This window comes from Flavobacterium kingsejongi (assembly GCF_003076475.1).
In the GTDB taxonomy this organism is placed as follows: Bacteria; Bacteroidota; Bacteroidia; order Flavobacteriales; family Flavobacteriaceae; genus Flavobacterium; species Flavobacterium kingsejongi.
In genome coordinates this window covers 1,632,725-1,659,035 of the sequence record NZ_CP020919.1, presented here as the reverse complement: position 1 = coordinate 1,659,035, position 26,311 = coordinate 1,632,725, and the positions used below count along the sequence as shown (strand labels likewise).

At 40.7% G+C, this 26,311-nt stretch carries 26 protein-coding genes; 8 read left to right on the top strand and 18 right to left on the bottom strand.

All coding sequences use genetic code 11. From position 1 onward, the window contains the following. The first annotated feature begins 23 nt into the window (after window positions 1-23). From FK004_RS07205 to FK004_RS07175, 7 genes are all read left to right on the top strand, one after another. A complete protein-coding gene (locus FK004_RS07205) occupies window positions 24-353 on the top strand; it encodes a hypothetical protein (protein WP_108736439.1) in 330 nt (109 codons plus the stop codon). Next, the gene (locus FK004_RS07200; protein WP_108736440.1) at window positions 350-790 is read left to right on the top strand and encodes a hypothetical protein; all 441 of its coding nucleotides are present in this window, start codon (window positions 350-352) and stop codon (window positions 788-790) included. The genes FK004_RS07205 and FK004_RS07200 overlap by 4 nt, the downstream gene beginning before the upstream one ends. Further along, window positions 762-1,217 carry a hypothetical protein gene (locus FK004_RS07195; RefSeq protein WP_108736441.1) on the top strand — a complete coding sequence of 152 codons (456 nt, stop codon included), beginning with the start codon at window positions 762-764 and terminating at the stop codon, window positions 1,215-1,217. Before FK004_RS07200 ends, FK004_RS07195 begins: the two co-directional genes overlap by 29 nt. 125 nt (window positions 1,218-1,342) lie before the next feature. Continuing rightward, on the top strand, window positions 1,343-2,041 hold the full coding sequence (locus FK004_RS07190) for a hypothetical protein (RefSeq protein WP_108736442.1): 699 nt from the start codon (window positions 1,343-1,345) through the stop codon (window positions 2,039-2,041). A gap of 34 nt (window positions 2,042-2,075) precedes the next feature. Next, the gene (locus tag FK004_RS07185) at window positions 2,076-2,597 is read left to right on the top strand and encodes a hypothetical protein (protein WP_108736443.1); all 522 of its coding nucleotides are present in this window, start codon (window positions 2,076-2,078) and stop codon (window positions 2,595-2,597) included. A 50-nt stretch (window positions 2,598-2,647) separates the two neighbouring features. Next, the gene (locus tag FK004_RS07180) at window positions 2,648-3,169 is read left to right on the top strand and encodes a hypothetical protein (RefSeq protein WP_108736444.1); all 522 of its coding nucleotides are present in this window, start codon (window positions 2,648-2,650) and stop codon (window positions 3,167-3,169) included. Window positions 3,170-3,267: 98 nt separating this feature from the next. Then, the gene (locus FK004_RS07175; RefSeq protein WP_108736445.1) at window positions 3,268-3,462 is read left to right on the top strand and encodes a hypothetical protein; all 195 of its coding nucleotides are present in this window, start codon (window positions 3,268-3,270) and stop codon (window positions 3,460-3,462) included. Window positions 3,463-3,569: 107 nt separating this feature from the next. Here FK004_RS07175 and istB read toward each other — a convergent pair whose 3' ends face one another. The 6 genes from istB to FK004_RS07145 all read right to left on the bottom strand — a co-directional run bounded on the left by istB (window position 3,570) and on the right by FK004_RS07145 (window position 8,603). After that, window positions 3,570-4,307 carry an IS21-like element helper ATPase IstB gene (gene istB, locus FK004_RS07170; protein WP_108736446.1) on the bottom strand — a complete coding sequence of 246 codons (738 nt, stop codon included), beginning with the start codon at window positions 4,305-4,307 and terminating at the stop codon, window positions 3,570-3,572. Window positions 4,308-4,323: 16 nt separating this feature from the next. Next, a complete protein-coding gene (gene istA / locus FK004_RS07165) occupies window positions 4,324-5,871 on the bottom strand; it encodes an IS21 family transposase (protein ID WP_108735486.1) in 1,548 nt (515 codons plus the stop codon). Between the two features lie 398 nt (window positions 5,872-6,269). Next, window positions 6,270-7,025 carry a PH domain-containing protein gene (locus tag FK004_RS07160; RefSeq protein ID WP_108736657.1) on the bottom strand — a complete coding sequence of 252 codons (756 nt, stop codon included), beginning with the start codon at window positions 7,023-7,025 and terminating at the stop codon, window positions 6,270-6,272. Between the two features lie 66 nt (window positions 7,026-7,091). Continuing rightward, window positions 7,092-7,463, bottom strand: coding sequence for an MmcQ/YjbR family DNA-binding protein (locus FK004_RS07155; protein ID WP_108736656.1), 372 nt, complete (start codon window positions 7,461-7,463; stop codon window positions 7,092-7,094). Next, window positions 7,460-7,819 (bottom strand): DUF4260 domain-containing protein, encoded by a 360-nt coding sequence (locus FK004_RS07150; protein ID WP_108736655.1) that lies wholly within the window; start codon window positions 7,817-7,819, stop codon window positions 7,460-7,462. Before FK004_RS07150 ends, FK004_RS07155 begins: the two co-directional genes overlap by 4 nt. Beyond that, window positions 7,803-8,603: a cyclase family protein gene (locus FK004_RS07145; protein ID WP_108736654.1), complete on the bottom strand. Its 801-nt coding sequence runs from the start codon at window positions 8,601-8,603 to the stop codon at window positions 7,803-7,805. Before FK004_RS07145 ends, FK004_RS07150 begins: the two co-directional genes overlap by 17 nt. 130 nt (window positions 8,604-8,733) lie before the next feature. Here FK004_RS07145 and FK004_RS07140 point away from each other — a divergent pair, with 130 nt between their 5' ends. Next, complete coding sequence (locus FK004_RS07140) at window positions 8,734-9,129, top strand: hypothetical protein (RefSeq protein WP_108736653.1); 396 nt, start codon at window positions 8,734-8,736, stop codon at window positions 9,127-9,129. On the opposite strand, the gene hemW is transcribed toward FK004_RS07140, so the two are convergent. The 12 genes from hemW to FK004_RS07080 form a co-directional block, all read right to left on the bottom strand. Next, the gene (hemW, locus tag FK004_RS07135; protein WP_108736652.1) at window positions 9,112-10,239 is read right to left on the bottom strand and encodes a radical SAM family heme chaperone HemW; all 1,128 of its coding nucleotides are present in this window, start codon (window positions 10,237-10,239) and stop codon (window positions 9,112-9,114) included. The two genes, FK004_RS07140 and hemW, sit on opposite strands and share 18 nt — an antisense overlap. A 138-nt stretch (window positions 10,240-10,377) precedes the next feature. Further along, window positions 10,378-11,424, bottom strand: a complete 1,047-nt coding sequence (locus FK004_RS07130) for a T9SS type A sorting domain-containing protein (RefSeq protein WP_108736651.1) — start codon at window positions 11,422-11,424, stop codon at window positions 10,378-10,380. A gap of 46 nt (window positions 11,425-11,470) precedes the next feature. After that, window positions 11,471-12,142 (bottom strand): bifunctional 4-hydroxy-2-oxoglutarate aldolase/2-dehydro-3-deoxy-phosphogluconate aldolase, encoded by a 672-nt coding sequence (locus tag FK004_RS07125; RefSeq protein WP_108736650.1) that lies wholly within the window; start codon window positions 12,140-12,142, stop codon window positions 11,471-11,473. A gap of 2 nt (window positions 12,143-12,144) precedes the next feature. Beyond that, entirely contained in the window at window positions 12,145-13,152 is a 1,008-nt protein-coding gene (locus tag FK004_RS07120) for a sugar kinase (RefSeq protein WP_108736649.1), read from the bottom strand. Between the two features lie 10 nt (window positions 13,153-13,162). Further along, window positions 13,163-13,915, bottom strand: coding sequence for an SDR family NAD(P)-dependent oxidoreductase (locus FK004_RS07115; RefSeq protein ID WP_108736648.1), 753 nt, complete (start codon window positions 13,913-13,915; stop codon window positions 13,163-13,165). Between the two features lie 23 nt (window positions 13,916-13,938). Continuing rightward, complete coding sequence (locus tag FK004_RS07110) at window positions 13,939-15,201, bottom strand: MFS transporter (RefSeq protein WP_108736647.1); 1,263 nt, start codon at window positions 15,199-15,201, stop codon at window positions 13,939-13,941. 6 nt (window positions 15,202-15,207) lie between these two features. Further along, entirely contained in the window at window positions 15,208-15,546 is a 339-nt protein-coding gene (locus tag FK004_RS07105) for a cupin domain-containing protein (protein ID WP_108736646.1), read from the bottom strand. 4 nt (window positions 15,547-15,550) lie between these two features. Continuing rightward, entirely contained in the window at window positions 15,551-17,758 is a 2,208-nt protein-coding gene (locus FK004_RS07100; protein ID WP_108736645.1) for an alginate lyase family protein, read from the bottom strand. Window positions 17,759-17,768: 10 nt separating this feature from the next. Beyond that, window positions 17,769-19,202, bottom strand: coding sequence for an IPT/TIG domain-containing protein (locus FK004_RS07095; RefSeq protein ID WP_108736644.1), 1,434 nt, complete (start codon window positions 19,200-19,202; stop codon window positions 17,769-17,771). 11 nt (window positions 19,203-19,213) lie between these two features. Next, entirely contained in the window at window positions 19,214-21,514 is a 2,301-nt protein-coding gene (locus FK004_RS07090) for a polysaccharide lyase 6 family protein (protein ID WP_108736643.1), read from the bottom strand. Window positions 21,515-21,524: 10 nt separating this feature from the next. Next, a complete protein-coding gene (locus FK004_RS07085; protein ID WP_108736642.1) occupies window positions 21,525-23,024 on the bottom strand; it encodes a RagB/SusD family nutrient uptake outer membrane protein in 1,500 nt (499 codons plus the stop codon). An 11-nt stretch (window positions 23,025-23,035) separates the two neighbouring features. Next, the gene (locus FK004_RS07080; protein ID WP_108736641.1) at window positions 23,036-26,176 is read right to left on the bottom strand and encodes a SusC/RagA family TonB-linked outer membrane protein; all 3,141 of its coding nucleotides are present in this window, start codon (window positions 26,174-26,176) and stop codon (window positions 23,036-23,038) included. Window positions 26,177-26,311 lie beyond the last annotated feature (135 nt).

Here is a 26,311-nt window from a genome sequence, read left to right as displayed (position 1 = left end):
TTAACTAAACCCACCACCGAAGCATGTTAAAAATAGATTTAAAAATAAACTGGTCGCAATTCGAAGTAATTATTGAAAGTTTACAGGCTATGGAGCAAGTCCAAATAAAAACCAGCGACCAAAGGTTTGTCCGCAGTATTCTATCAAAAACATCGGTTAAGCTTAAAAAGCAACATGTTGGCGGGCAGCTGCTGAGTGAGCAAAAGAAAAAAGCTGTAAAAATTAACCTTGAGTATCACGAAGCTGTAGCCTTAAATGGTATTTTATATGTCTATTCCCATTTAGTAAATGACACATATAAAAAAAATGCTTTGCTAATTATTACTAACGAATTAACGGAAAAAATAGCATGAGTAATTTTAAAACATTTTTTTTTGCAGAAACAATAGCTGAATCAATTAAAGCCGTTTCTGTAGCTTTTAAATCTGCTTCGCTATCAATAGGACTAATTAAAAAAAGAATGGAGCAGGAAGAACAGGCAGCCGAAAAGCGTTACGCAGCAATTGAAAAACATAACAAGATAAATAATATTATTGTTATTGATGATATTGACGACGATACCGTAATTACCCAACAAACAAAAAAAAACTTGCTAAAATGGTACACCCTTCATAATCCCTCACGAAATTCCGGAAGACAGTATGCCGGGGATATGTATAACCGCTTTATGTTACAGCGGAAACGTAGGCCTATCAAATTGGGAGTACATAAGAGGTACCGAAAAGCCCGCCCGGATTATTGGATAACAAAATATTTTAGCTATGGAGCAAGTTACAACATATACAGTTAAAGCGAGGAACGCGCCAGGCCTTTGGGTCTTTAAATATCATTTAAACGGTGCTTTAAGTAGGTTCGAAGTCCTGGACGGAAACCTCACCCAAAAACAAATTAATTGGTTTTTTTACGATGGTAATTTTCCTGCAACCGAATCAGCTATGAAAACGGTTTGGATTCCGAAGGGTAAGGCTAATTTTGAGATTACAACGGCATTACCCGAATTAACTTTCGAAACCCTTTGGAATCTTTACGATAATAAAGTTAAGCGAGTAGAGGCCGAAAAAGCCTTTAAAAAATTAAAGCCTGCCGACGTAATTAAATGCTTCCTGGCAATCCCTGGTTATAATAGATACTTAGCCCGTAAAAATACAGCCAAAGCGCATTTATCAACTTTCATCAATCAGCAATATTACGCAGATGATTGGCAGAAAGCAGCTTAAACCTTTTTAAATTCCAAAGATTCCAAAGATTCCAAAAATTCCAAAAATTCCAAAAATTCCAAACTTACGGTTTTCCGTAAGGTTGGAATAATTGAAGTTTGTAACTTGCCTGGAAAAACAAAAACATGAACATTTTTAAATGGTTATTTTCCAGTTATAAAAAAAACGAAACTGTTGTTATCAATATTTTGGGAAAAGAATATATTATTGATTTGAGTAATGAGGCAACGAAAGAAAGAGCAGCAGAATTTGAGTTGCTTAAAAAAAAATCCTGGAAATCCAAAGGTTCGAAAAGACGTTCTTTAAACTCTTATGAACAAACTATAATTGGAAATACTGGTTTAATTAATTTTTCAGAAAGTGGTGAATATGCCGTAGCCTATTTATCTGCCGGCAATGATTCTATGAAAGGTTATATTTCATTAATACATACACCTAGGGAGAAAGTTTTATTTTCCATCGACGCTATACGTCCACATGATTGTAAAGTATCTAATAACGGTTTTATAGCATGTAACGACTGGGGGAAGGTTGCTAACTCTAAGGGTAAGTTTTTGATATATGACGTAAATGGAGAAATACATTACAAAAGAAGTATTAACGAAAATATAGGGGATTTATGTCTCATAACTCCTGACGGATCACTCGCAGTCTACGATACATTAAGTACGAATTCTTTGAGGGTTATAGATGTTAAAAATAAAAAACAACTCAAATCATTTGATAAGTACTCTACAAATGTAATGCGAGCCGAATTCGAAGGAAAAACAATAATTTTTGAATATAACTCCCCAAAAAGAAATTTAAAAATAATAAACGAATAATTGGAATTCCAACTATTCCAAAACACTATTAAAAATGGCTATACCCTTAGAATTTGTATCACATATAAAAGACAAACCTACCTATTTCGCGGAAAAGATTATTAAAGGAATATGCGATCGTAAGCCGATGTATTTTTTGATTGAAGCCGAACAACGCCGCCCGCTAAATTTTGATAAAAAGGTTTATTTCACTTGTGGTGAAAAAATACATACAATTAGAAAAGACGAGCAGAATGTTTGGGAAATTAGGGAGGTTATAATCCCTGTGTTACGATTAGTTTCCGAAAACCCCGACCAAAACCCAACGATCCAGTTTGCACCAGCTTTTCATTGTATGGGAATTCAAAAAGTAGTAATGGTTATCACGGATAATAATATCCAAATTACAATTGATGGCCGCCCAATACATGAAATATTTGAAAGGCTAAAATTTGCACTAAATGACGGATTCGACTATTGGAGTGATTTTGCAGCCTATTGGAAGCCGATTATAAAAAAATCACCCCAGGGCGTGTATCAAGGCAAAATAATCCATTTTACAGGGTTTCTATATTAATGGAATTCCAAAGATTCCAAAGATTCTAATTATTCTAAAACGTTAAAAGTATGGTATTAAATTTTTTATCACAGATAAATGATAAGCCGACGTATTTTGCCGAAAAACTTACAAAGGGGTTGCTTCAAAACAAGGATATCCAATTAAGGGAACAAATGATAGATCGGGTGCGGGTATTATTTGATGCTGATGTGTATGCCTGCTGTGCCCCGAAAATACATGAGATAATCGACTTTAATTTATACTTTGAGCCGCACGAATACATTGTGCCAACTATAGCCGTTATCCGTAAAAAAATGGGCGAACTCAAGTGTTATGAAATGGTTCACATTTCACGGCCATTTAAAATTAACGGCTACCAAAATGTAATTATTGAAGCTGATAAAACTAATTTGCAAATATCTGTTAACGGCCGTAAATCGTACGATAAGGCCGCCAGCTTAAAGTTTGCCGTTAATGAGGGTTTCGACACCTGGGCGGACTTCTCAGACTATTGGCGACCGAAAGCCGAAAAATGCCGGGATAATATATATTTTGGCCGCATGATCCATTTTACAGATTTTAGGTATTAATTAGGATTCTAAAGATTCCTGTTATTCCAAAGATTCCAAATTGAGTAAAACCGTAATTATTAAAGAATGAATATATTTAATTTTGAAAAAAAAATGTCATGGATGATAATAAGACAGCTTATGAAATATGGGTAGAACATAAAGAGAGTATGCGTAAAATGGAGAAGCGGCACCGTAAAGAAAAGTGGTTTTTAATAATTGCAACAATTGTTATTTTATCGGCACCAGTAGGTGTTTTAGTGCAAATTCCGGTTATATTGATCACCCCATTCCGTTTTAAAGTGAGCACCTGATTCCAGTTCAAAATGACCACCTAATTCCGGTGCAAAGTGAGCACCTCCGTTTTGATTAAAAACTATATTTTTTCATCTGTTAATTAGTATTCAAATATAATAAAATATCACTCTTTGTTTATTCCTCTTTTCTTTCTCATGGATTCTCCATGTAATTCAAGCCTATGAGATTGGTGTATAAGTCTGTCTAATATTGCATCGGCTATCGTTTTTTCTCCAATTATATCATACCAGCCTTGAACTGGTATTTGTGATGTCACGATTATAGAGCCGTTATTATGCCTGTCCTCTATGATCTCTAAAAGAGTAATTCGGTTATGGCTGTCAAGTGCCTGGAGTCCAAAATCATCAAGTATTATAACATCCTGTCTTTGTATTTTGGTAAGTTCCCGTAGATAAGTACCATCTGCTTTAGCCATTTTTAGTCTAGCGAACAATTTTAAGGTATTAAAATAACTTACCTTAAAACCCTGTATACAGGCTTGATAACCTAATGCAGTACCTAAATAACTTTTACCGACACCGGTGCTTCCAGTGATTAAAATGTTTTCGTTTTTCTCTATAAATTCGCATTCTGCCAGACGCAGTACCATGTTTCGGTCCAGGTTACGTGATACATCAAAATTGATACTTTCAATATTTGATTTGTAATGGAATTTGGCATTAGTGATACTTCGTTCAATACGACGATTGTACCTTTCATCCCATTCTGCATCAATAATCATCGATACAAACTGGTCAAGGGTATAATGATCTGTTTTCCCGCTTTCAATGGCTGTTTTAAAAGCATTAAACATGCCATAAAGCTTCATTTGTTTCATTTTGGTTACTGTGGATTCATTCATTTTTTCAAGATTTAATTTAGTTATAATAGTGTTTTCCTCTTATGTTACTGTGATCGGGAAGTTCCTGCTCAGGTTCTTGATCAAAATCAATATGATCCAAGTTGTTTTCTAAAATGTTTTGTATGGTCTTAAAATTGTAAATTTTAAAATCAAGTGCCCGCCTGCAGGCATTTATTAATCGCTGTCTGCCTACCTTTTTTTCAAAATTCAGTATTCCTAAACAGCTTTTATAAGCCTGTTCTGGATGATTTCTGCTTTCGATTATCTGCATTATATATTCTCCTACTGACTCATCAATATTATTAGCCCATTCAATGAAGCGGGCAGCACTCCATTGGGCTACAAATTGATGTGTACTGGCTAAATGCTCAGGAGTTGTTGTATAGACATAAGGTTTGTAGTTTCTTGGATGTACAGCTATTCGATTGTATTTATAATAAATCTCTACTGTTGATTTGGTATATAACAGCTTGGCTTTCTTCTTTACATATTGATACGGAACGCTGTAATAGTTTTTGTCCTGGCTTAATTGAACATGACCGTTTTGCATTACTGTTGCAAAAGACTGGTATTTAATTTCAAAACGATCTTGTGGGAGTGGACGCAGTTTTTCTTTCTCGTCTTCTAAAAATAATTCAAAGCGGGAATAAGGGCGTCCTGTCAGTTTTCTGTTATTGTGAGAGTCAAGTAAATCCCAGATCTGCTGGTTTAATTCTTCCAGAGAAAAGAACTTAGTTTCTTTTATGGTTACATAAATCCTTCGATATAATATCTTAACAGCTCCTTCAACTAGTGACTTGTCTCTGGGCCTGTAAGCTCTGGCAGGTAAAATTGTGGTTTCGTAATGTTCTGCTAAATCAGCCAGGGTTTCATTGATTGTCGGTTCAAAACGACTGCTTTTTATTACGGCAGATTTTAAATTATCTGGAACAATGGCGGCAGGAGTGCCTTCAAAAAAGCGCATGGCATTTTCTACCGAGTCAACAAAGTTTTCCTTTTGCTGGCTCATGGAAGCTTCAGCATACGTGTATTGGCTAGCGCCCAATATTGCTACAAAAAATTGTACTTCTTTGACTTCTCCAGTATCTATATCAATAATTGAGAGTGTCTTTCCGGCATAATCAACATACATTTTATCACCAGCCTTATGGTTCATATGCATGACCGGATTAACTCGTTTGCCCCATATATTGTAATGATAATGAAATTGTGAAGTTCGATAACCATCAGGATTTACAGCAATATATTGTTCCCACATATGCTGTACGGTAACGCCAACTTTTTTTAGTTCACGTTCCATTTTAGGAAAAAAATCATAAAGTGTCTGTAATCTCGGGCTAATGGCCTCTACACTAGTCTGGGAGAATAAAAGTTCCAGCTCTGCATCGGTTTTTTGGTCGATTAATTCAAAGCTTAATTCGAGAACTTCAAATAAAGAAATATATTTCTTTACCGTATTTCTTGAAAGGGATAAGTAGCTACTTATAAATAACTTACTCTTTCCATTACAATAGAATTTAATTACTTTTCTAATTTTACTCATGTCTGTTATTTTGTTTGCCATAATCCGTAAATTTTTAACGAATGTATGGTTCTAACAACATGAAAAAATCAATAGTTTTTAATACTTAATTCACCACAAAACTTGGTGGTCAATTTGCTCCGGAATTAGGTGGTCAGTTTGCTCCGGAACGGGTGGTCAATTTACTCCGGAATTAGGTGGTCAAATTGACCGGTTTTTCCACACACACTTCGAAATGTAAAACACACCTGTAGCGATGCAATGCGCACTTCAAATTACTTAAGCCATAGTTACAATTACAGGTAAAAAAAGAGGCTATTCCACTATATTTGTGAAATAGCCTCTTTTTTTTATTTGTGCTCGTTATCGGAAATCCTATGTCAATTTGTTCCTTTCCGGAAAGTTCCTTGATTATGGGAACGCACTTCAATTCGTATACCTTAAAGGTAATGAAGAATTTCTTTTTTGAAGGCATCGTATTCCCCCTGAAGGATCAGTCCGTTATCAAGTAGTTTTTTATATTGCTGAAGCTTGTCGAAAAGCTCTTCCTTAGAGAGGTTTTTTAGTGATTTATCCTCTTCCTGCACTATTTTCGATTCATCATAGATTGGAATCGGTTCAATATGTTCCGGTTTCATAATTTCGGCATAATTCACCACTTCTTCCGTTTCCATTTCCTCTATTGCTTCGGGTTCTTCTATGGTTTCTTCCGTTTCGATACCAATTGCTTCCGGCTGTGAATAGGCAATCGGGGCCTCCACCTCTGGAGTCACGACAGGAACAACCGGGGCATGAGCAGCCTCTTTGAGCAATTCCAATTGTTCTTTGGCAAACGTATAGATCTTGCGCGCCTGTGTTTTAGGAATATAATCTATGGATAGGGTAAGATCGGTTTTGGTAGTGAATGAAAATTCAGAACCCAGTATATTTTCTTTTACAAAAGTACCTACGATATCATCCCATGTATAATCTGTAAAATCCATAGATAAGCCCAGGTTTTTAGGCTTACAGATGATAATACGTTTATTCGTTAGTACAATGCTATCGGGAAAAACGGTAAGCGCAGGTTTTTTCTGCACGCCGATATAGCTGATTTCTTCATTTTTCATTAGCAGATCCGTCAGTTTAGACGTGATTTTTTCAATCGCTTTAGGGTCCTGCTCCTCGTTGAGAAATTTTTTTATCTGTTCTTTCATCGTTTGTAGTTCAAATTATTATCCTGAATAGCATTCAGCTTCGATAATGTGTCACAAAAGTAATACCTAATTCTCTAATTCAGTAATTTCTGCCTGTATTTTCTTAGTCAGGCTTTTGAAAACCAATTCATAAGAATGATCAATAAGCTCCCATACCAATTTGTCAGGTACATCCTGGTTAATCCGAATTGTATTCCAGTGTATCTTACTCATATGGTATCCCGGGATAATGTCGGCATATTCCGCACGCAGTAATTCGGCCCGTTCCGGATCGCATTTCAGGTTCACCGATGGTGTTCCTTTTTCCCATTCGCTCAGCGATGATAACCCAAATATTTTACCGCCAACTTTAAACACCAGCGTATCCTCATCAAATGGAAAATGTTCCGTAGCTCCTTTTTTGGAAAGGCAATACTCAAAATAATTCTCTATGTTCATATTTTTTCTTTACCGATAATCCCTAAATGGGTGTATTTAAATCCGCTTTCATATTTCAGTCCATACCCAAACATCCGGTCCATGGCGCTATGGGAAAATAGGATAATCCCACACAACTGAACCGCATCATTTCCAAGATATAGACCCAAAAGATATACGATAACTGCTACTCCCCTATGGTGGAAAATATTATAGCATACCGCTCCAATTTTGGCATTGGCCACATAGCCCAACATTGAAAAATCGGGCAGCAACAGCAGCAATGGAAAGTACCACCACGCCAATGGCAAAAGGCTAAAGAGATAGATGCCTAAAACAAACAAGGCAGCTTCCTCCAGTTTAATCAGTATATTCATTTTCAATCAGGTATAAAACAGGCTTACTGGGTGTTGCGTCGTTCTCAAAGGAAGCAATCTGAAGGTTCAGCAGGTAACTGCCATCTGCCACCGAATCAGCAACATAAATCATTTCTGTAATTGTAGCATCTTTTCGGGCATCCGCATTCAGTACATCAGTATTGGTGACATTCCAGAATGCTTTATGCGCCAACAGCTTTCCTTCATCTTTTTCCTTATCCACACTTGGAAGATCAATCAATAAATGACAAATGCCATTATCCCGCAAATACAAAGCGGCGGCAGCTTCCAGGTAGGGTGGATTGGTATTCGAATATTTTAGGGATCGTTTGGTATCCTCATTCGGTATTGTCCGGATTACGATGGCTTCCGGAGTACCACCCGATTTGGCCTGCGCTGCGGAAAAAGCTGTAGCGACCTGATCTTTGGTAATCACAGCATCCCCATCCTGTATTTCTGGTGTTACCGAAATGAGTTCCGCCCAGAAGAAAAAGGTTTTCAGGCTCTCATTGATACTGTAAAAATCTTTTGTGATATGCCCCAAACACTCGGTATGGGTACCATGACCGTGGGGATTGAATGAAATCGTATTGAAATTTGTCGAAGAAGCCCCTTCCGAAACTTTCCCTACCCAATCGCCAAAACGTACAGGCTCGATAACGGGCTTATCGATGTACCATGCAATGGGGTTTTCGTCTGTGTTCGTAATTGGAATCGAAATATCAATAGGTTTGGCCAAATCAATTTCTACAATCTGATCATTCTGCCGGATTTTTGCTTTCAATGTTGTTTTGTTTACATAAGGATCAAAATAGGGGATAGCAACACTACCATATCTGCCTTAAAATTATTACATTGGTTCAAATTTAGTAAAATAGGTTTGTGAACCCGAATTTATATTTAAAATAAATACTATGAAAAAATCATTTTTATGGCTCGCCCTTATCTGTAGTTGTGGTGTTTTCGGCCAAATTTTACAAACACCATCCTTTAATTCCCAGAAAAAATATGCCTTTGTCGCTTCCAGTAGCATGCCTTCGCATTTTACTTTTGGCATTGCAACAACACCCATCCTTAATCCTTATTTCTTTTCGTCCTATACTCCGGCAACGCAGAACAATACAATAAGCTTGCGGAATAACAGCCTGTATTCTTACAACAGGTCGGAATACCTTCCTGAAAATAATTGGCGGGGCGTGAAAATAGATTCTTACAATCCGAATGGGGCAACCGATTTTGGTTCTATGCTTGTTTTGGGTGTCATTCAGACCATTTTTAACGGTGATATCGTATTATTCCACTATAAATAAGTCACTGGCAATACCATCGGCAAGGAATTTTCCTTTGCGTGTCGTACGCAGGATGTTATTTTCGACCGAAAGCAGGCCGTCCTTTACAAAACGTTCTGATTCCTGCAGTAAGTAGTGCAGGTATTGAGTACTGAATTCTTTTCCAATACGATCTAAGGAAACGCCCCAAACAGTTCGTAATCCCGTCATGATATATTCATTATAGCGATCGGTTTCGGTGAGGATCTCTATTTCATTTGGCAACTGATCTTCGGCTATTGCTTTTAAATACAATGCATTATTCGCTTTATTCCAGCTTCGGGAGATTCCATCATAGCTGTGTGCTGAAGGTCCGATTCCCAGGTATTTTTTACCCAGCCAATACGCTGAATTATTTTTTGAGAAATAACCTTCCTTTCCAAAGTTTGACAATTCATAATGGATAAATCCATTGCTTTCAAGCAGGTCTACCAGCAGCATAAAATGTTCCTGAGCCACCTCATCATTAGGAGCGGCTACTTTTCCAGTCTGTATTAGTTTTTTGAGTGCTGTTTTGGGCTCTACCGTCAGTGCATAACTGGAAATGTGCGGAATTCCCAAATCAAGTGCCGTTTGTACATTCTGCTGCCACTTTGTATTGTCCATACCTGGAATCCCATAAATAAGATCCACGGAGATATTGTCAAAATAAGTTATTGCTTCCTGCAGGCATTTTAATGCTTCGGTAGCATTGTGTGCCCGGTTCATCATCAGGAGATCTTCTTCAAAAAAAGACTGTACACCTATGCTCAGCCGGTTTACGGGAGTCTGAGACAACTCCAGCAGCCGGTTGCCCGACAAATCATCCGGATTGGCCTCCAGCGTAATCTCAGGATCTTCACTAACGGTATAATGCTGGTATACCGCATCAATCAGTTTTTGAATTTCAGCATTGCTCAGTACACTGGGCGTACCCCCACCAAAGTAAATGGTCTCGACCACTTCCTCACCCAATTCCTTTTTTCGCAATTCCATTTCGCGGATTAGTGCCTCCACCATAGCTTCCTTTTTGCTTAAGGAAGTCGAAAAATGGAAGTCACAGTAATGACAGGCCTGTTTGCAGAAAGGAATATGGATGTAGATGCCGGACATTGTTTGATAGCAATTTATAGCCTGAAATAAAGGATTACAGGAATGCAAAGCTACAATCTTTTATCCATAAAAAATAAAACCTGCAAAATCCCGTAGGCCTGCAGGTTGGTGGTAAGAATATCGCGAGGAAGGATACTCTTATTTTGTTTTGATAAATTTTTCTGATGCCGCAGTGGTTGCTGTTTTAAATTGTAGAACATACATCCCTGCTTCCAGGCCCGAAACATCAATGGCATTCAACTGGTAATTTTCTTTTTGCCATACCATTTTCCCTTGTACATCGCTAATCGCAATGGTCTCATAGGTTTCGTTATGCCCCAAATTCAATATGTTTTTTACCGGATTGGGAAATAATAGTTTGTCTACAGCCCCCGTTTTATTTTTTAAGGATGTGGCAACTTCTTCTATCGAAAAATCAGCATACAATAAAGCTTCATCACGAAGTTGTGACGCACTGAGCAAGCTGCGGTAGATTCCCCATTTTGGGCGTATACCCTGGGCATCATCCCGCCACATGCGGATGTTATTATTGGTATAGGTCAATAAAACAGTTCCGTCACTGACTTTCTTCAGGACAATTTGGTATTTACCACTTTCGCCATAAGTAATGGTTTCGGTAGCTTCCACCCATACGCCTTTAAAAAGAGCCAGGTTTGCCGATGCTTTTTCAACCGAATTAATACTGTCGGAATGCATCACCTGAAGCTTTGGGCTGCTACCGCCACGGGTAATCAGGGACACCACCGGAATATCCTCATGCGGACCGCCATACGCCTTAATCTGGTGGATGTGTGTGAATTTGTTCGAAGCCTGGAAACCGCTGTCCAATTTGAACTTCCACTTGTACACTACTTTTTCACCATAGGTACCAATCAGGTTCGCTGGTGACTGATTGTAGGTTTTAATCTCGTTGCGCTGGCGGTCGGACTTGAGGCAACGGTCGTCGTCCGGAGTGACATGGATGTGGAACTTAAAAACATATTTATTCAGTTCGGCATCCCAGACCTCTTCAATATGCCGACCAAAATCCGTATGGGCACAGTCGGGAGCTTCCACCACATTATAGCCTGGCGCCAGTACACTGTTGATCAATTCATAGGTATTGCCGGGACCATCTGCGGTGAGCGTTACCTGAGCCAGGCTAAGCTGGCAAAAAAGCACTAAAGAAAGTTGAATTATTTTCATACATTAAAATTTAAAGATTCGGGGTTGGTATTTAAATTCTGAAAAATTATTTTTTATGCTTCTTAAAGGCTTCCACTGCTATACGGGAAGTATGTTGTATGGCTTCAAAATCGAGATTGCCGTGGACATCTTTTACAAAAAGCTGGGATCCCAGCCCTACACAGTGTGCGCCGGCAGCAAACCACTGTGCTAAATTTTCTTCTTCGGGACGTACACCACCGGTAGGCATGATAGTCGTCCACGGGCATGGGCCTTTGATATTTTTTATAAAATCAACGCCACCCACCTGTTCCGCCGGGAAAATCTTTACAATATCAGCCCCCAGGCTCTCCGCATAACTAATTTCTGTCAGGGAACCACAACCCGGCATCCAGGGAATTTTTCGGCGGTTGCAGGTAACTGCCATCTCGGCATTTACAATGGGAGATACTATAAAATTAGCCCCTAATTGCAGGTAAAGCGCTGTTGTTCCGGCATCCACAACCGATCCAATCCCAAGAATAAGCCCCGGAAGGTTACTTTTGACAAAAGCCAGCAGTTCGCTATAGACCAGATGGGCACCATCTCCCCGATTGGTGAATTCAAAAACACGGATCCCACCATCGTATACCGCCTGCAGGACTTGTTTGCACAATGCCACATCGGGATGGTAGAAAACAGGAACGATTCCGTTTCCATTGATGGTATTCAACACCTCTAATTTTGAAAATACTGCCATGTTTATCGTATTAATCTTCCCGAAGTATTCCCTTCGGCAATTTGGTTTATCTCATTAAAATCGGCCAGATTGGCATCGCCTTCTATGGTATGTTTTATCGCACAGGCCGCATTGGCAAAAGCCAGGGTTCGCTGTTCCGAATAGTTATTCAGTTCCCCGAATATGATTCCGGCAGCAAAGGCATCACCCGTCCCAATCCGGTCTACGATATGCGTAATCTCTATAGGCTCACAGGAAAAAAAGGCTTCCCCATTCCACATGCGGGCTTCAATCTGATGCCATGAGGCATTTTTCCCGGTTCGGGTTTTATCGTAAATATTCCCCAATTTAGGAAATGCTGCTTTGAGAACGATGCTTCCTTTGGTAAAATCGGCATCGGAAAGCGAAAAATCACTTCCCAGCAATTCGTTAAACTGTTCTGCACCTCCAATAAAAACATCGGATAAAGCAACTAATTCTTGTAGCACATCTACAGCTTTCCTGCCATATTGCCAAAGCCCGGTCCGGTATGCCGGATCACAGGAAACGGTGATGTTCATTTCTTTTGCCATAACTAAAGCTGCTTTCAGCGCCTGGAAATTATTTTCGGAATGTGCCGGAGTGATCCCTGTCCAGTGAAACCAGTCGGCTCCTGTCAGGATTTCTTCCCACGGAATGCTTTGTGGCTCCAATGACCGAAAGGCCGAGTGATTGCGGTTGTATGAAATTACCCCGGGACGCACTACAGCCCCCGGTTCTACAAAATATAACCCGAGTGGTGCATCGCCATCCTGAACAAAAGAAGTATCCACTCCATTGCTTTTTAAGTTGGAAAGTGCTGCTTTTCCCAGAAAATCACGGGAAACTTTACTCACATGTACCGATTTGCATCCCAACACGGAAAGGGAAACCGAAACATTCGTTTCGGTCCCCCCATAATAAATTTCAAGCTGATTCGTCTGGGACATTTTTTTAAATCCCGGCGGGGTCAGTCTTGCGAGTATTTCACCAAAAGTGACTACTTTTTTCATGGTCTTCTGATTAGCTGAATGCCAGGCCTCCGTTAATATCAATATTATTTCCAGTAATGAATGAAGCTTCGTCAGATGCCAGGTAGGCAACCAGGTCTGCTACTTCCGAAGCTTTACCTTCACGGCGTAATGGTGTTCCGTTGGCGACATTTACACGCACTTCCGGTTTGGTAAAAGTATCGTGAAAAGCGGTGGCGATCATACCCGGGCATAATGCATTGACACGAATGCCCTGTGGGCCGAATTCTTTTGCCAGTCCTCTGGTATAGGTCATTACCCCACCTTTGGCAGTAGCATACAATGCTGCTCCGGGGCCTCCTCCATCACGTCCTGCCTGTGACGCAAAATTAACAATAGAAGCACCACTTTTCATCATCGGCTTAATAGCTTTCGTCACCAGGAATACTGATTTCAGGTTCACATCCATCATCGTGTCAAAAAACGCTTCGTCCATTTCCTCAATGGTTTTACGGGCGATCAATCCACCAGCAACATTTACCAATACATGCACTTCTGCTCCAAAAGCCTTTTTGGTTTCCTGTACCAAAAGGTCAATATCTGCCTGTTTGGTCATATCACCCTGTACTATAATTGCTTTTCCACCTATAGCTTCTATTTGCTTCAGTGTTTCATCACCGTCTTCTTTGCTTAAATAAAAGTTCACTACTACGTTTGCTCCTTCTTTCGCCAGTTTAATAGCTACTTCTCTTCCTATATCTCTTGCTCCTCCGGTTACTACCGCTGTTTTTCCTTTTAACTTCATTGTATTTCTATTTAAATATTAGATTATTCTTTAATGGGTTTTATTTTTTTGATGAATGCAAAGACCGATAATACACCAAGTGGCACAAAGACCGCAATCAGTATAAACGCGGGTGTGTAGGATGTCTTGGTAATGACCGGGATCATAAAGTTCATAATGATCACCGAGATTACACCGATAGAACCTCCAAGTCCCGCAAGGGAACCGACTGATTTTTTATCCATCAGGTCGCTCGGCAGCGTTTGTATATTCCCGATTCCAAACTGGAATCCAAACAATACAAAGGATACAATCACCACAAATTTCAGTGGCGTATCACCCATAAAAATTGTCGCCAGCAATCCCAGGAACATTATTACTCCAGCGATTATAATCGCACGCTTGCGTCCTTTATCCACCGATTGTGTCCGGGCAATCACACTCCCGGAATACCATCCTCCGGCAATACTTCCCAAGGCAGCACCCACATAAGGTACCCAGGCAAATAACCCGATTTGTTTCACGTCAAAACCATAGGTCTTCTGCAAATACAAAGGCATCCATCCCACAAAAAGCCACCAGATCGGCTCCATAAAAAAGCGGCAGATGATAACACCCCAGCTTTGTTTATAGGATAGTATTTCTTTCATGGACATACCGGGCTTATCGTCTGTTTCAGTAGGTGCTACTTTACCCTCTGTGATCAACAATTGTTCTTCCGGAGTAATCCAGGGATGGTCTTTGGGTAATTTCTTATTGACGATCAGCCAGGGAATAATCCATAGCAAACCCATGCTACCAATAATGACAAAGGTGGTTTTCCAACCAAATCCGGCATACATAAAAGCAATAAATGGCGGTGCAATCACAGATCCAATAGAGGCTCCGGCATTGAAAATCCCTTGGGCTACTGCTCTTTCTTTTAGTGGAAACCATTCGGCATTGCTCTTTACCGCCCCGGGCCAGTTTCCTGCTTCGGAAATTCCAAGCGTAACCCTAACAATAGCCAGGGATCCGATTCCTTTTACAGCAAAGTGCAGCAAAGAGGACATCGACCAGACAAAAATGGCAATGACATATCCCATACGGGTACCGATTTTATCAAACAATTTCCCTGATACCGATTGTCCTACCGCATAGGCAATCATGAACATATTCAGTATCAGTGCATAGTCCGCATCGGTCATCCCAAGTTCTTTTCCCATTGCAGGCCACATGATGGACAATGCGGAACGGTCGATATAATTAATGATGGTGGCAAAACCGATAAGGGTGATAATCCACCATCGTAATCCTTTAATTTTCATATTTTTTTATATAAAATCTTCACGGATCGGGCTGAATACGTCGATCAGCATTCCTGCTTCCAGACATACCGCACCGTGAAGAATATTAGGAGCGATATAAAAAGCATCCCCGGTTTGCAGGATTTTCTTTTCGCCATTAATGCTTACTTCAAACTTTCCTGAAACCACATAGGACGTTTGTGAATGATAATGCTGGTGGATGGGGCCAATGCCTCCGGTTTCAAAATCAACCTTCACCATCATGATACTCACATCATATCCGGTGATTTGTCTCTTTACTCCTTCTGAAACGGTTTCCCAGGGATTTTCGCTGGCTACGTAAAATGCGTCTGTTCTGATTTCCATTTTTTTACTTTTTTATTACTGTATAATTTCCTTTCCACTCATATTTTTTACCTTCGATGGAAAGCTTGTGTGTCGTATTGGGTGCTGTTGCTGCATTGGCAAAAAGCAAAGTATAGGTTTCTTTATTCGTGAAAGTCACCCGAACTGCGGTGTAACTGGCATCCTGTTGCAGCAAGCTTATGTTGGCTACCTTGGAATGGGGATCCTGTACTGATTCCAATTTGGGATCAAAACTGCCATGAGGTTCGATTACACTTACAAAAGTATAATCCTTCCTGTCCCCTACCCGAACCATATAACCGGATTCATTGCGCAGGTTGAAATTGGGATCTGCAGCACCAAGACGGGTCATAAACAATTTCGTATTGGCATCGGTCATGGTACTTATGGTATAGAAACGGCTGTCGTTCAGCCAGGTGAATTTTGAAACACCGACATTGGCTCTTCCTTCTGCCAGTTTCCATAAATGTTCATAGCCATTAGTTTTTCCCATAGGCGTTAAGGTCGCAACCGCAGGATCGTATTTGAAAGCGGTTTCCATGATATGCCCGCTGTACATAAAGTTCAGATCATACTGATGAGCTTTATCGGAACGCAACGTAAAAATATCCAAGATAAAAGGGGTTTCTGCCCCGATCATGGCAACGGTGCGCTGCATCAGGACACCGGGATAAGCATTCCGTTCTACAGCACTGGTAATTTGCAGGGTTTCAGGATTTGAAATATCGGAGAACTGCAATTCCGGATTTTGTTTTTCGGCGGCTTTCCAGTCGCCTTTATAATGGGATTCTTCATCTACAATAACTGTATTGTGTGCTACGGATTGTTGCGCCCAGGTTTTATTCTCATCAAGATACCGGCCACCACTTTTGGATTCTACATTCAGGAAACGGGCTGCACCATAATCCTGTAAGATTTCCTTATCATTATTGTATAACAATATACCCAAACGATCAAAATGGCCGTGTCCCATTCCTTGTGAGGCATATTTGAAAACGGCTGTTAACTGTTCGTCCTTGTTTTTTGTAGGCATTCGAAATAAAGATAACCCTCCGGATTTCCCTTCCGGGCCATCTGCAATAACCATTGGATTTTTAATATAGTCCAATTTTCCTGCCTGCTGGATTGCTTCCGCCGCCTTTAATCCTGCTCCGGAAACGGTAACTTCATTCTGTTGGCTAATCACCGGTAGTATGGCAGGATCATTATAATTCTCATAAGCGATATTCGTTGCAAAAACCAATTCTTCGGTCATAAAGTTCTTTTCTTTCAGGGCATCATTGATCGGAAAGAAATAGCCTTTGGAGTCGGTGAGCTGCAATACGGTATTTACTGCTTTTTTCAAGACCTGCCCACGATAGTCAAAAATCTTGAGTTCCGGTTGATTCCGGTTGATCGCTTCCGCAAAAACCATAAATGGCTGTAATGCATAGCGCTGGTAATAGGGCCCTTCAGAATAGTAGCCATCCGGAGAAAAAAGTTGTTCGATCTGTTTCAGGAAGCCTGTTTTTTTATCCTTGGCAGAACCATATAAAGCACGGTCGACCATGTCTTTGTCTCCCAATACATATCCGGTCATTCCCTCTCCGGCAACTGCCCATGTCCCATGATTGTGGATTTTATTAAAGGTGTCTTTTCCACTGTCGCTTTCGCTTAAAAAAGCCGCCATACTGCGAAATACATCCCGTTCAATAATGGTTCGGTTGCCTGCACTAATGTTTTCACGTACCAGATCGTAAGCCTGGATTCCATGCACTAACCATACACAGTCATTTAGTCCCTGCCAGAAAAGTTTTCCGGAATTCTGTTCCTGTTTCCGCATCGGATGCAAAGGCAACCCGGGATATACTTTGGCATATTCCAACAACATTTTCTCTACAAAATCGGCATACTTGCGTTCTCCCGTTACCTGATAGGCGAGGCCGGCATTATACAGCTCCCGATAATTTTGCTTGTGCTTTTCGTGCGTATAGCCTCCACCGTTATCGGAAGGGATAGGCACTTCTATCTTTTTTTCCAGTGCTTTGTCAGCCGTACGTTTGATTTTACCAAACGATTTCCCCATCAGTTTATAATCCTTAAGATGGCTATTGATGGCTGCGGCTTCTTTTTTGGATAAAAGCAATACCGGTCCCGATTGTGCGAAAACACCTTCCGATAACACTACAAAAAGTGCTGTAAGACCGATTGCTTTTATGGTTTTTAAATTCATCTTTTATTTTTTAGTTAAAACTGTTCGTAAGGTCTATCGCACCAACACCTGTCAGTACCTCATCTGTAATGATAAACCAGTCGGCGTTGACTTCTAATGGCATGTTCGCCTGATTATCCGTCAGGTAATTCATTCTCATATAGTTTCCACTTACAAAATCGGAGGCTGTTACATCCGGAAACAAATCCCTCAATCGCACGGCTACTAATTTCCATTCGCCATTTGTATTATAGTGCACCAGTTTTTTGCTGGCTGCAGACGTCATATACAAGCGTAATGTTGGTGTGGTATTATTGGTATTCAGCCAAAAGTGCAGTACCGGATTATTGTTAAAGGCACCCGGATCAAAAATTGTTTTCCAGGTTACATTGGTTGCAAATGAAAAGCGCATAAAGGCGATACTACTTCCGTTATCTGTCGGTGATAGCATTCTCAGGTGGTGGTAATTGGTACTGCTTGGAAAAGGTGCCTGTAGTACAGTTCCGTTCAGCTGGTTGGCTGAAATTTGGGCGGCCTGGCCTACGGTAATGACTTCCATTCCCTGTGCTTCAAAATTAAAATAGGTCTGCACATTGCGGTTGATATACGCTACCGGATCACTTACCACAGTCGATTCACCATACACCAGAGTAATCGGATAAAAACCTGTAGGCAATGCAGCCGGAGCTGTAAAAGTGATAGTGGTAGGCGTTACTGTAAAATCTGTGATTACAGTAGTGCCAAACAGGACACCCGTTACGAGGTTCATATCGGTTCCACTGATGACTACCGGAGTATCCTTGATCACACTTTTTGGAAAACCACTAACTTCCGGACTTGGTATATCAATCACAAAGCTATCGGATAAACTCACGGTTACCTCTCCTGCTACCGTATTGTAACTGTATGTCAACGGCATTGGGCTTGGCGCGGTATTCGGGGTACGTACAATAATAGTACGATCGTCCTGGAATTCCATCACACCATCCACTGTCCCAAAAGTGATTTTGGTAATCACCTGGAGGTTATTCCCTTCAAGTGTAATATTTTCATTTACCACACTACCGCCCGGGATGGCTGTAGTGATTTCCGGAACCGGATAGGTAATGGTAAGGTTACTCGCTGCCGAAGCTTCCTTGTCCGAATCTGTGGTCAGTCGGATGATACCATTCACGGCATTTGCAGGAACTTTTATAATTAATATTTTGGAATTCTCGCGGGAATAAATCTCTGCTTCGATAGTCCCAATATAGGCTTTCGTTACAAAATTAAGATTGCTGCCGGTTATGGTGACCAAACTTTGAATGGGAGCCGAAGTCGGTGAAAAACTTACTATAGCGGGTTGTGCACCTAAAATTTCCTCGAAAGTCTGATCTACCTCTGTCTCCGCATCACAGGATAAAACAGCCACTGTAAGCAACAGGCAACAGATGCGGATTATTCTTTTATGTATCATTTTTTTCATACTCATTACTATTATTCGTTTTTAGGATCTATGATTCCAATATTTTTTCCATCACTACCCGCATTCTTTAGCGGTGATGTTGGACTAAGGGTGAAATTTGCTGTATCATCGTATTGCGGTTTGTCGAATTGTAATTCTGATACTACCGCATTTGTACTTGTTTTTACTGTTCCGGAATTAAAAAAAACGGAATGGGTCAGCGTATTGTTTTTGCCTTTAAGCTGTAGTGGTATGTTTTTATTTTCTGTAAAAACACTATTAGCGATCCTGACATTTACAATCCCGGTACTCGCTATAACCTGGTCTTCTTTTTGGGTACCAATTTTGGTAAAAACACAATGATCAACTACAAGATTGCCTCCTATAGTAGATTCATCATTCCCACCCCGATAATAATCGAGAACGGAACGGTTGAAATTGGCAAATACTGTATTTTTAAGAATAACGTTCTCCGCATTATAAGTACCTTTGTCTTCTTTTTCAGCAGCAAGTTCCAATCCTATATTATTATCTGTAAACCTTGAATTGGTGATTTGAAGCGTATCGGCAAATGTGCCTTTTTCTGCCTTGAAAATAGCACTTCCCGTATTCCTGAATCCGCTAACCTGTACCTTATTCATAAAAATACTATAAGATCCCGGTGTATTTTCAACAGGAGAACTGATCACATAACGCAATGCCGGATTTTGTTTTCCTTCTATAGTAACTGCTTCCAATTGTAACCTTGCTCCTGTTTCCATACGGATCATCGGCCCATCGTTTTTGACTTTAGCCTCATAATGGACTATTGGCTGTGACTTTGCCGTACTACCGGAAATTGTAACAGTACCAAGGATAACCAAGGGTTCCTGTATAACATATTGCCCGGCAGCCAATACCAATCGTGTAGGGCCTTTCGCTTTTTTCAGTGCCTTTTCAAGCGTTCCTACTCCTGGAACTACTGGGATCACCACTTCTTTAGTTCCATATGTACTTTTATCTTTTACCTTCCAATTGGTCCCTGTCACCGTTTTCAATACAGCCTGGAAAACACTAAAATCAATTCCATCATGACCTTGTGGGACAAAAATTCCGTTTTGGTTTTTCCATTTCAGTTTTTTGGCTGTGAATCCATTTATCGATTTACTATAAGGGCTATCGAGAATGTTATTTTTAAAATCTATTCCCTTAATATCGGTATACACGGCCATCGGTGCCACTGCTGTAGTTGTATAAATGATGTTATCACTTAGTACCGAAGTAATAGGAGGGAGTGTCCGTTCTTCATCACTTCCGGCTCCCAACTGGAAAGCACTGCAGTTATAAAATACATTTTTGGTTACAGTAGCATTCTTTACCTGATTGTAACGGTTCAACGGGCTATTCGGTACACCATTCATCAGTACCAGCGAGCCTCTGAAATCCTGGCCGGTAAGTCCCATAAAATAATTATTCCGTACTGTGTGCCCTTCGTTAATGATACGCACACCACCAGTATAGGGCCTGTTGTTCCCCATAAAAATATTGTTCTCTACCAGGCAGTCATTCCCATGCCGGAACACCATCGAGCCTTGCGATTCCAAAAACAAATTATTCCGATAGGTATTATTGCAGGATTTATTGGAAATGATTTCAACCTCACCACTACACTTTTCAAATGTATTCCATTCCACTATTGTATTCGACCGAAACATTGAGTTATGGCTTGTCCCAATACGGATGGTTTCGCCCCCATTGGATCCCAGCGGTGGCCTTTCTCCAAAATAATTATGGTCGATTCGATGGTAATTTTCGTGGTTTTCGACTCCTTTGAGCCAAACAACTAAGGTACAGCCTTCATTTGTTTTGCCTGAAACAGTACAGTGATCTACCCGGTTATTTTTACCCCATAATTCAATCCAATGATTGGTTTCTGTTTTTAGTGATGGATTGTAATCCGTGATGGCACAATTGGTCACCCTGGAATGAAGGGCATTTTTTTCTTTATCTGAAAAAGTAATTACATATTTGCTATACCCATCTTTGAACCATAGTCCCCGGGTCACAAGATAAGTTCCCGAAACTTTGAGGGAAGAATTACCGCTAAGGATCACTTTTCCTGCTGTCTGTGCTTCCAACACTATCGAATCCTTCTCGGTTCCGATTGCATTAAAGCGAATCGTGGTGTCTTTCCAGATGCCATCCCGCATAATAATCCGGTCGCCTGGTTTGGCAGCAGCAATCGCAGCTTCCAGTTCCTTACCATTGGCTACCCTGATTTCTGCTGCTATGGCTTTTATACCGGATAGCAGCAGCAGGACCATGATGAATATTGGGGAATATTTCACACTCATAATACTATAATTAATACCCCGTATTTTGGGCAATCGTTGGATTCAGGTCAATTTCATACTGAGGTATCGGCAGCAAAATCTGATAATGCTGTAATCCCGGAGTATTCAGGGAAGGATGTGCGGGATCATTATACTGGAATTCCGTTGCAAAATGCTGGGTCATTACAATTTCTGCCCTGCCAGTCCGAACCAGGTCAAACCATCGGTGGTTTTCAAAACCGAATTCTACCCTTCTTTCTTTTTCCAAGGCCAGTTTAAAATCAAAATAGGTTCCCGCATCAGCTGTTGTCAATGCTGCATCAGGCCCTAAGGAACGGGTTCTCACCTGGTTCAGGTATCCCAATGCTTCCCCTGTTGGGCCGCTTTGCTCATTGATTGTTTCTGCTAATAACAGTAAGGCATCTGCATAACGCAAAACGATCCAGTCGTTACCTCCATCGTCTACTGTATTAAAAACAGAATTGTATTTTACAACATGGCGGTCATTATTCACTGCTCCGTTAAAGCCAATCCAGCTGTCTGCCATAGACGTTGCTTTTCTCGGATCGCCTGTAACATAGGCCTGTGATATATTTTCTGTCGGGGCATTCAGGCCATCACCATTTCCAAAAACAACATAGTTATCACTTTGCAATGGCGCAAAATAATTTTGAAAAGGGGAACCTAACCCTACGCTACCGGACTGGTAACGCACAGCAAATAATATTTCATTATTGTATTCATTCGAAATGCTGAACACGGCGTTATACGTTGGTTGCAGCGAAAAAGTGCCCCCCACAACCTGAGCAAGTACCGTACGCGCTTCTGCCAGGTTTTGTTCACCCCCCGCGGTTAATAAGGCCTTACCCAATAATGTCCTTGACGCATCAGCTGTTACTCTTCCCAATGAAGCGCCATTTTGTACAGCCGGAAGTTTTTCGGCAGCGATACGCAGGTCATTCAGGATAAACGCATAGACTTCATTTTGAGGGCTACGGTCCATTTCTTTAGCCTGGCTTCCTGAAACAGGAGTTTCAACGATAAATACGCCACCCCATAAACGCACAAGGTTAAAATAGGCATGCGCTCTTAGAAAACGGGCTTCCCCTTCATATGCATTCCTTTTATTGGCATCTGCAACCACATCCAGGTTTTTCAAAACGATATTGGATAGGTTAATCGTCCTGTAACATGCTTTCCAATATTCCTGAATGTAGATATTTTGCGAGCTTTGCACAAAGCGATCAATTTCCCGGACAGCCAAATCCTTGGTTTCTGTAGAATTCGGATTCATATAGGTGTTGTCTGAACGCAACTCCGTCAGCATCCATTCCCGGTTTTGCATGCCATAAAGGCTATTATAAATGGAAATAACAGCTAAATTTACCTCTTCAGGGGTAGTATAAAAGTCATCGACGCCAATTTCAGAAATAGGCCGTAAATCCAATGTTTCATCACAGCTGGAGCATAAGAATGCCGCGCTGAGGCATAAAATTTTTATAGTAGTAAAACGAAATGTATGTATTTTCATAATCCTGATTTTTAGAAATTAATATCAATTCCAAATGAAATTGTACGCTGAACCGGGAAAGCACCACGCTGGTATCCCGAAATCAGTGGCGAACTGTATACACCACCAGTAGTAATCCCTTCCGGATTCAATCCCCAGAAGTCACTGGATTTAATGTAAAGTAAGTTTTCACCGGACAGGTAGAAACGGGCCTTGGTCAGTCGCATTCTTTTGATAAAATCTGCGGGCATGCTGTACCCAACTGTTACATTACGAAGCGACATATAGGAAGCATCCTGAATCAGATAATCCGTATTCTGCCACGCCCTCCCGTTATTATCTTTGGGTTTTGTTGCCGGAACGCCTTCGCTGAACCAACGTCCTTCGGTAAAATCTTTATATAAAAAACGGGTTTCATTATAATATCCATCCCCATAAAATGTCTCGCCTCCTACAGATCCCTGAACTAAAAAGTTCATATCAAAATTCTTATAGGTAAACCCGTTATAAAATCCCCAGGTAAAATCAGGGAAAGGACTTCCTAAAGTCGTACGGTCACTGGCATTAATTACCCCATCCCCATTGATATCTGCCACACGGATTCCACCAACAGCATCATCTGCAGAGTGTGGATTATTGGCCAGTTCTTCGGCAGTTTGCCAGATTCCTATCATTTTATAGCCATAATACTGAATTGCCTGTTCTCCTACTTTAGCGATATATTCCTCATTGCGTTCTCCCTGGCTGATGAATTGTGCTTCACCACCCAACGATACCAATTTGTTTTGGTTGGCAGAAATATTAAAACTCGGTTTCCAGGAGAAATTCTTGGTATGCAGGTTTCCGGAAACTTCAATCTCAAAACCACGGTTCTGGATTTTACCGATATTATTAAAGTATTGGGAATGCCCTGTGATGTAGGAGATATTCTGTTGCAGCAATAATTTATCGGTAATGGAATAATAATAATCAAAGGTGAAATTCAGTCTGTTGTCAAAAAAGCTCAGATCGGCACCGGAATCATATTCCAATGTTTGTTCCCATCCAATACCCGGATTTCCGAGTACATTCCCCGTTTCTCCCAAACCGGAATTCACATTTCCCGCTCCTTCTCCCAAAGAGTAGTTTGTGGTATATAATAAATTCGTAAAAGAGTAATTCGCAATATCATTATTTCCGGTTACCCCAAAACTGGTACGCAGTTTAAAGCGGTTCATGAATTGTACATTATTTTTCCAGAAATCTTCTTCACCAATATTCCATCCTACCGAGACCGAAGGGAAAATCCCATATTTATTATCGGGTCCAAAGAGCGAAGATCCATCAGCTCTGGCCGCAAGCGAAATCAGGTAACGGTCTTTATAGGAATAATTGAATCGTGCTAAAAAGGATAAAAGCCCGATTTGCTCTTTTCGTGTAAAAGTCTGGCCTGCATCAATAACATTAGCCCCATTGATCGTCTCAATATAATCTGATGGAAATTGCGTCCCATAGATCCCGGAGTATTTTAGATTTGTTTTTTGATAGGTAATCCCCCCCAAAGCATCAATACTGTGGACTTTGTTTTTCCATTTATAATTGATGGTATTTTCGGTAAGCATATCCACTTTCATCGTGCTGTCATCTTCTCCGATAGCCTGACCGGTTTGATCTGCCTGGCTGTTACGGAAACGCTCATAATTGGAATAGTCCACATTCACACCTCCTGAACTACGAAACGTAAAGGATTTTGATATTTTATAGTCCAGTCCAAAGTTCCCAAGCATCCTGTAATCATGTACAAAACGTTTTTCATTTTCCATCCTTGAGATAGGACTGTTATTATTGGTTCCCCAAAGTGAAGTAGTAAAATCCTGTTGTACCCCGTTTTCATCCAGGTAATTAAAATGAGCATTATTAAAGTGACGCCCATGAGCATAAGAACCTTCCGGATAGCCTGTCAGTGCCGAAGTGTAGGCGTTGTGCCGTGAAGGCATAAATCCCAAAGAACGGGTAAGGTCGGAATAGGCAATGGTAGATCTTCTTTTCTTCGTGTAAGACGGACGCAGGTTGAAATCCAGCGAAAGTTTATCGCTCAATTGGGCACGAACACGGCTCTGGAAATTAATACGGGTAAGGTAGTTGTCTTTCATCAGGCCTTCGTCTTCAATATATTGACCGGAGACATAATAATTGGATGCTTTTCCACCCCCCGATACATTCAGCTGGTAATTTTTGATTGTGGCAAAATTCCGGATGCCTTCATCCTGCCAGTCAGTACCGCCATTGGAATTATCGGCTACATTGCGCATTCCTTTTTCACGAGCCGAGTACGCAATTTGTGCCGGCATAGTACCGTTCACCCCGGCCATATAATTCTCGTGTTGCTGACGTTCATTACGCAGCATATCCGTATAACCGTAAGTATCCAGCAAATCAACTTTCTGATAAACTGATTTCACCCCGAAAAACGTTTTGAATTCATATAATGTTTTGGATTCCGATCCGCCTTTGGTCGTAACAATAATTACTCCGTTGGCTCCTCGTGAACCGTAGATTGCCGTAGAACTGGCATCTTTCAAGACTTCAATCGATTCTATGGTACTGGGGTTGATAAATTCCAGTCCATTTTGTACCGGAAATCCATCAACCACCACCAATGGATCACTACTCGCACTGATGGATCCCAAACCACGAATCCGGATCTGTGGTGCTTCTCCAACTTCTGAACTTACATTCTGAATCTGAAGCCCTGCTATTCTTCCCTGTAATGCTTTATCCACCCGTGAAACAGTGTTCTCATCCAGGTTGGTATTTTCCAGTTTCGATACCGATCCGGTAATGGATGATTTTTTTTGTGTCCCGTAGCCTACTACCACAACTTCATCCAGATTGGTACTTTCGTCAGTAAGTGCTATAGTGATTTCCTTTTTGCCATCAACAGTGATGGTTCGGGTAATCTTCCCCATAAAAGAGATTTGCAGCGAACTGTTGGCGTTGACTTTAATACTAAAAGCGCCGTCAATGTCGGTCATTACCGCATTTGTAGTTCCCAAAACCGTAACCGTGGCTCCCGGTAAGGTGAGATTATCCTCTGCAGAAGTAACTGTGCCCTTGAGGGTATACGTTTCCTGAGCAAAAAGGAAGCTCGTCAGCAATAATGCCGAAAACAGAAAAAGTGTTTTTAATTTCATAAAAATTTATAACTTACATTCAATAACATTAAGATAAAGCCATCCTGACCGACGATGAGTCGGTAGTGCTTTTGTACTCGTACAATCTGATTTCAGATTTATTTTTCTTGACTTAACGTGCAGTAAAAATCCACT

Bases quoted from the DNA above. Each gene is read 5' to 3' on its own strand.
- FK004_RS07205 (WP_108736439.1), top strand. From the start codon at position 24: ATGTTAAAAATAGATTTAAAAATAAACTGGTCGCAATTCGAAGTAATT.
- FK004_RS07200 (WP_108736440.1), top strand. From the start codon at position 350: ATGAGTAATTTTAAAACATTTTTTTTTGCAGAAACAATAGCTGAATCA.
- FK004_RS07195 (WP_108736441.1), top strand. From the start codon at position 762: ATGGAGCAAGTTACAACATATACAGTTAAAGCGAGGAACGCGCCAGGC.
- FK004_RS07190 (WP_108736442.1), top strand. From the start codon at position 1,343: ATGAACATTTTTAAATGGTTATTTTCCAGTTATAAAAAAAACGAAACT.
- FK004_RS07185 (WP_108736443.1), top strand. From the start codon at position 2,076: ATGGCTATACCCTTAGAATTTGTATCACATATAAAAGACAAACCTACC.
- FK004_RS07180 (WP_108736444.1), top strand. From the start codon at position 2,648: ATGGTATTAAATTTTTTATCACAGATAAATGATAAGCCGACGTATTTT.
- FK004_RS07175 (WP_108736445.1), top strand. From the start codon at position 3,268: ATGGATGATAATAAGACAGCTTATGAAATATGGGTAGAACATAAAGAG.
- istB (WP_108736446.1), bottom strand. From the start codon at position 4,307: ATGAATGAATCCACAGTAACCAAAATGAAACAAATGAAGCTTTATGGC.
- istA (WP_108735486.1), bottom strand. From the start codon at position 5,871: ATGGCAAACAAAATAACAGACATGAGTAAAATTAGAAAAGTAATTAAA.
- FK004_RS07160 (WP_108736657.1), bottom strand. From the start codon at position 7,025: ATGAAAGAACAGATAAAAAAATTTCTCAACGAGGAGCAGGACCCTAAA.
- FK004_RS07155 (WP_108736656.1), bottom strand. From the start codon at position 7,463: ATGAACATAGAGAATTATTTTGAGTATTGCCTTTCCAAAAAAGGAGCT.
- FK004_RS07150 (WP_108736655.1), bottom strand. From the start codon at position 7,819: ATGAATATACTGATTAAACTGGAGGAAGCTGCCTTGTTTGTTTTAGGC.
- FK004_RS07140 (WP_108736653.1), top strand. From the start codon at position 8,734: ATGAAAAAATCATTTTTATGGCTCGCCCTTATCTGTAGTTGTGGTGTT.
- hemW (WP_108736652.1), bottom strand. From the start codon at position 10,239: ATGTCCGGCATCTACATCCATATTCCTTTCTGCAAACAGGCCTGTCAT.
- FK004_RS07130 (WP_108736651.1), bottom strand. From the start codon at position 11,424: ATGAAAATAATTCAACTTTCTTTAGTGCTTTTTTGCCAGCTTAGCCTG.
- FK004_RS07125 (WP_108736650.1), bottom strand. From the start codon at position 12,142: ATGGCAGTATTTTCAAAATTAGAGGTGTTGAATACCATCAATGGAAAC.
- FK004_RS07120 (WP_108736649.1), bottom strand. From the start codon at position 13,152: ATGAAAAAAGTAGTCACTTTTGGTGAAATACTCGCAAGACTGACCCCG.
- FK004_RS07115 (WP_108736648.1), bottom strand. From the start codon at position 13,915: ATGAAGTTAAAAGGAAAAACAGCGGTAGTAACCGGAGGAGCAAGAGAT.
- FK004_RS07110 (WP_108736647.1), bottom strand. From the start codon at position 15,201: ATGAAAATTAAAGGATTACGATGGTGGATTATCACCCTTATCGGTTTT.
- FK004_RS07105 (WP_108736646.1), bottom strand. From the start codon at position 15,546: ATGGAAATCAGAACAGACGCATTTTACGTAGCCAGCGAAAATCCCTGG.
- FK004_RS07100 (WP_108736645.1), bottom strand. From the start codon at position 17,758: ATGAATTTAAAAACCATAAAAGCAATCGGTCTTACAGCACTTTTTGTA.
- FK004_RS07095 (WP_108736644.1), bottom strand. From the start codon at position 19,202: ATGAAAAAAATGATACATAAAAGAATAATCCGCATCTGTTGCCTGTTG.
- FK004_RS07090 (WP_108736643.1), bottom strand. From the start codon at position 21,514: ATGAGTGTGAAATATTCCCCAATATTCATCATGGTCCTGCTGCTGCTA.
- FK004_RS07085 (WP_108736642.1), bottom strand. From the start codon at position 23,024: ATGAAAATACATACATTTCGTTTTACTACTATAAAAATTTTATGCCTC.
- FK004_RS07080 (WP_108736641.1), bottom strand. From the start codon at position 26,176: ATGAAATTAAAAACACTTTTTCTGTTTTCGGCATTATTGCTGACGAGC.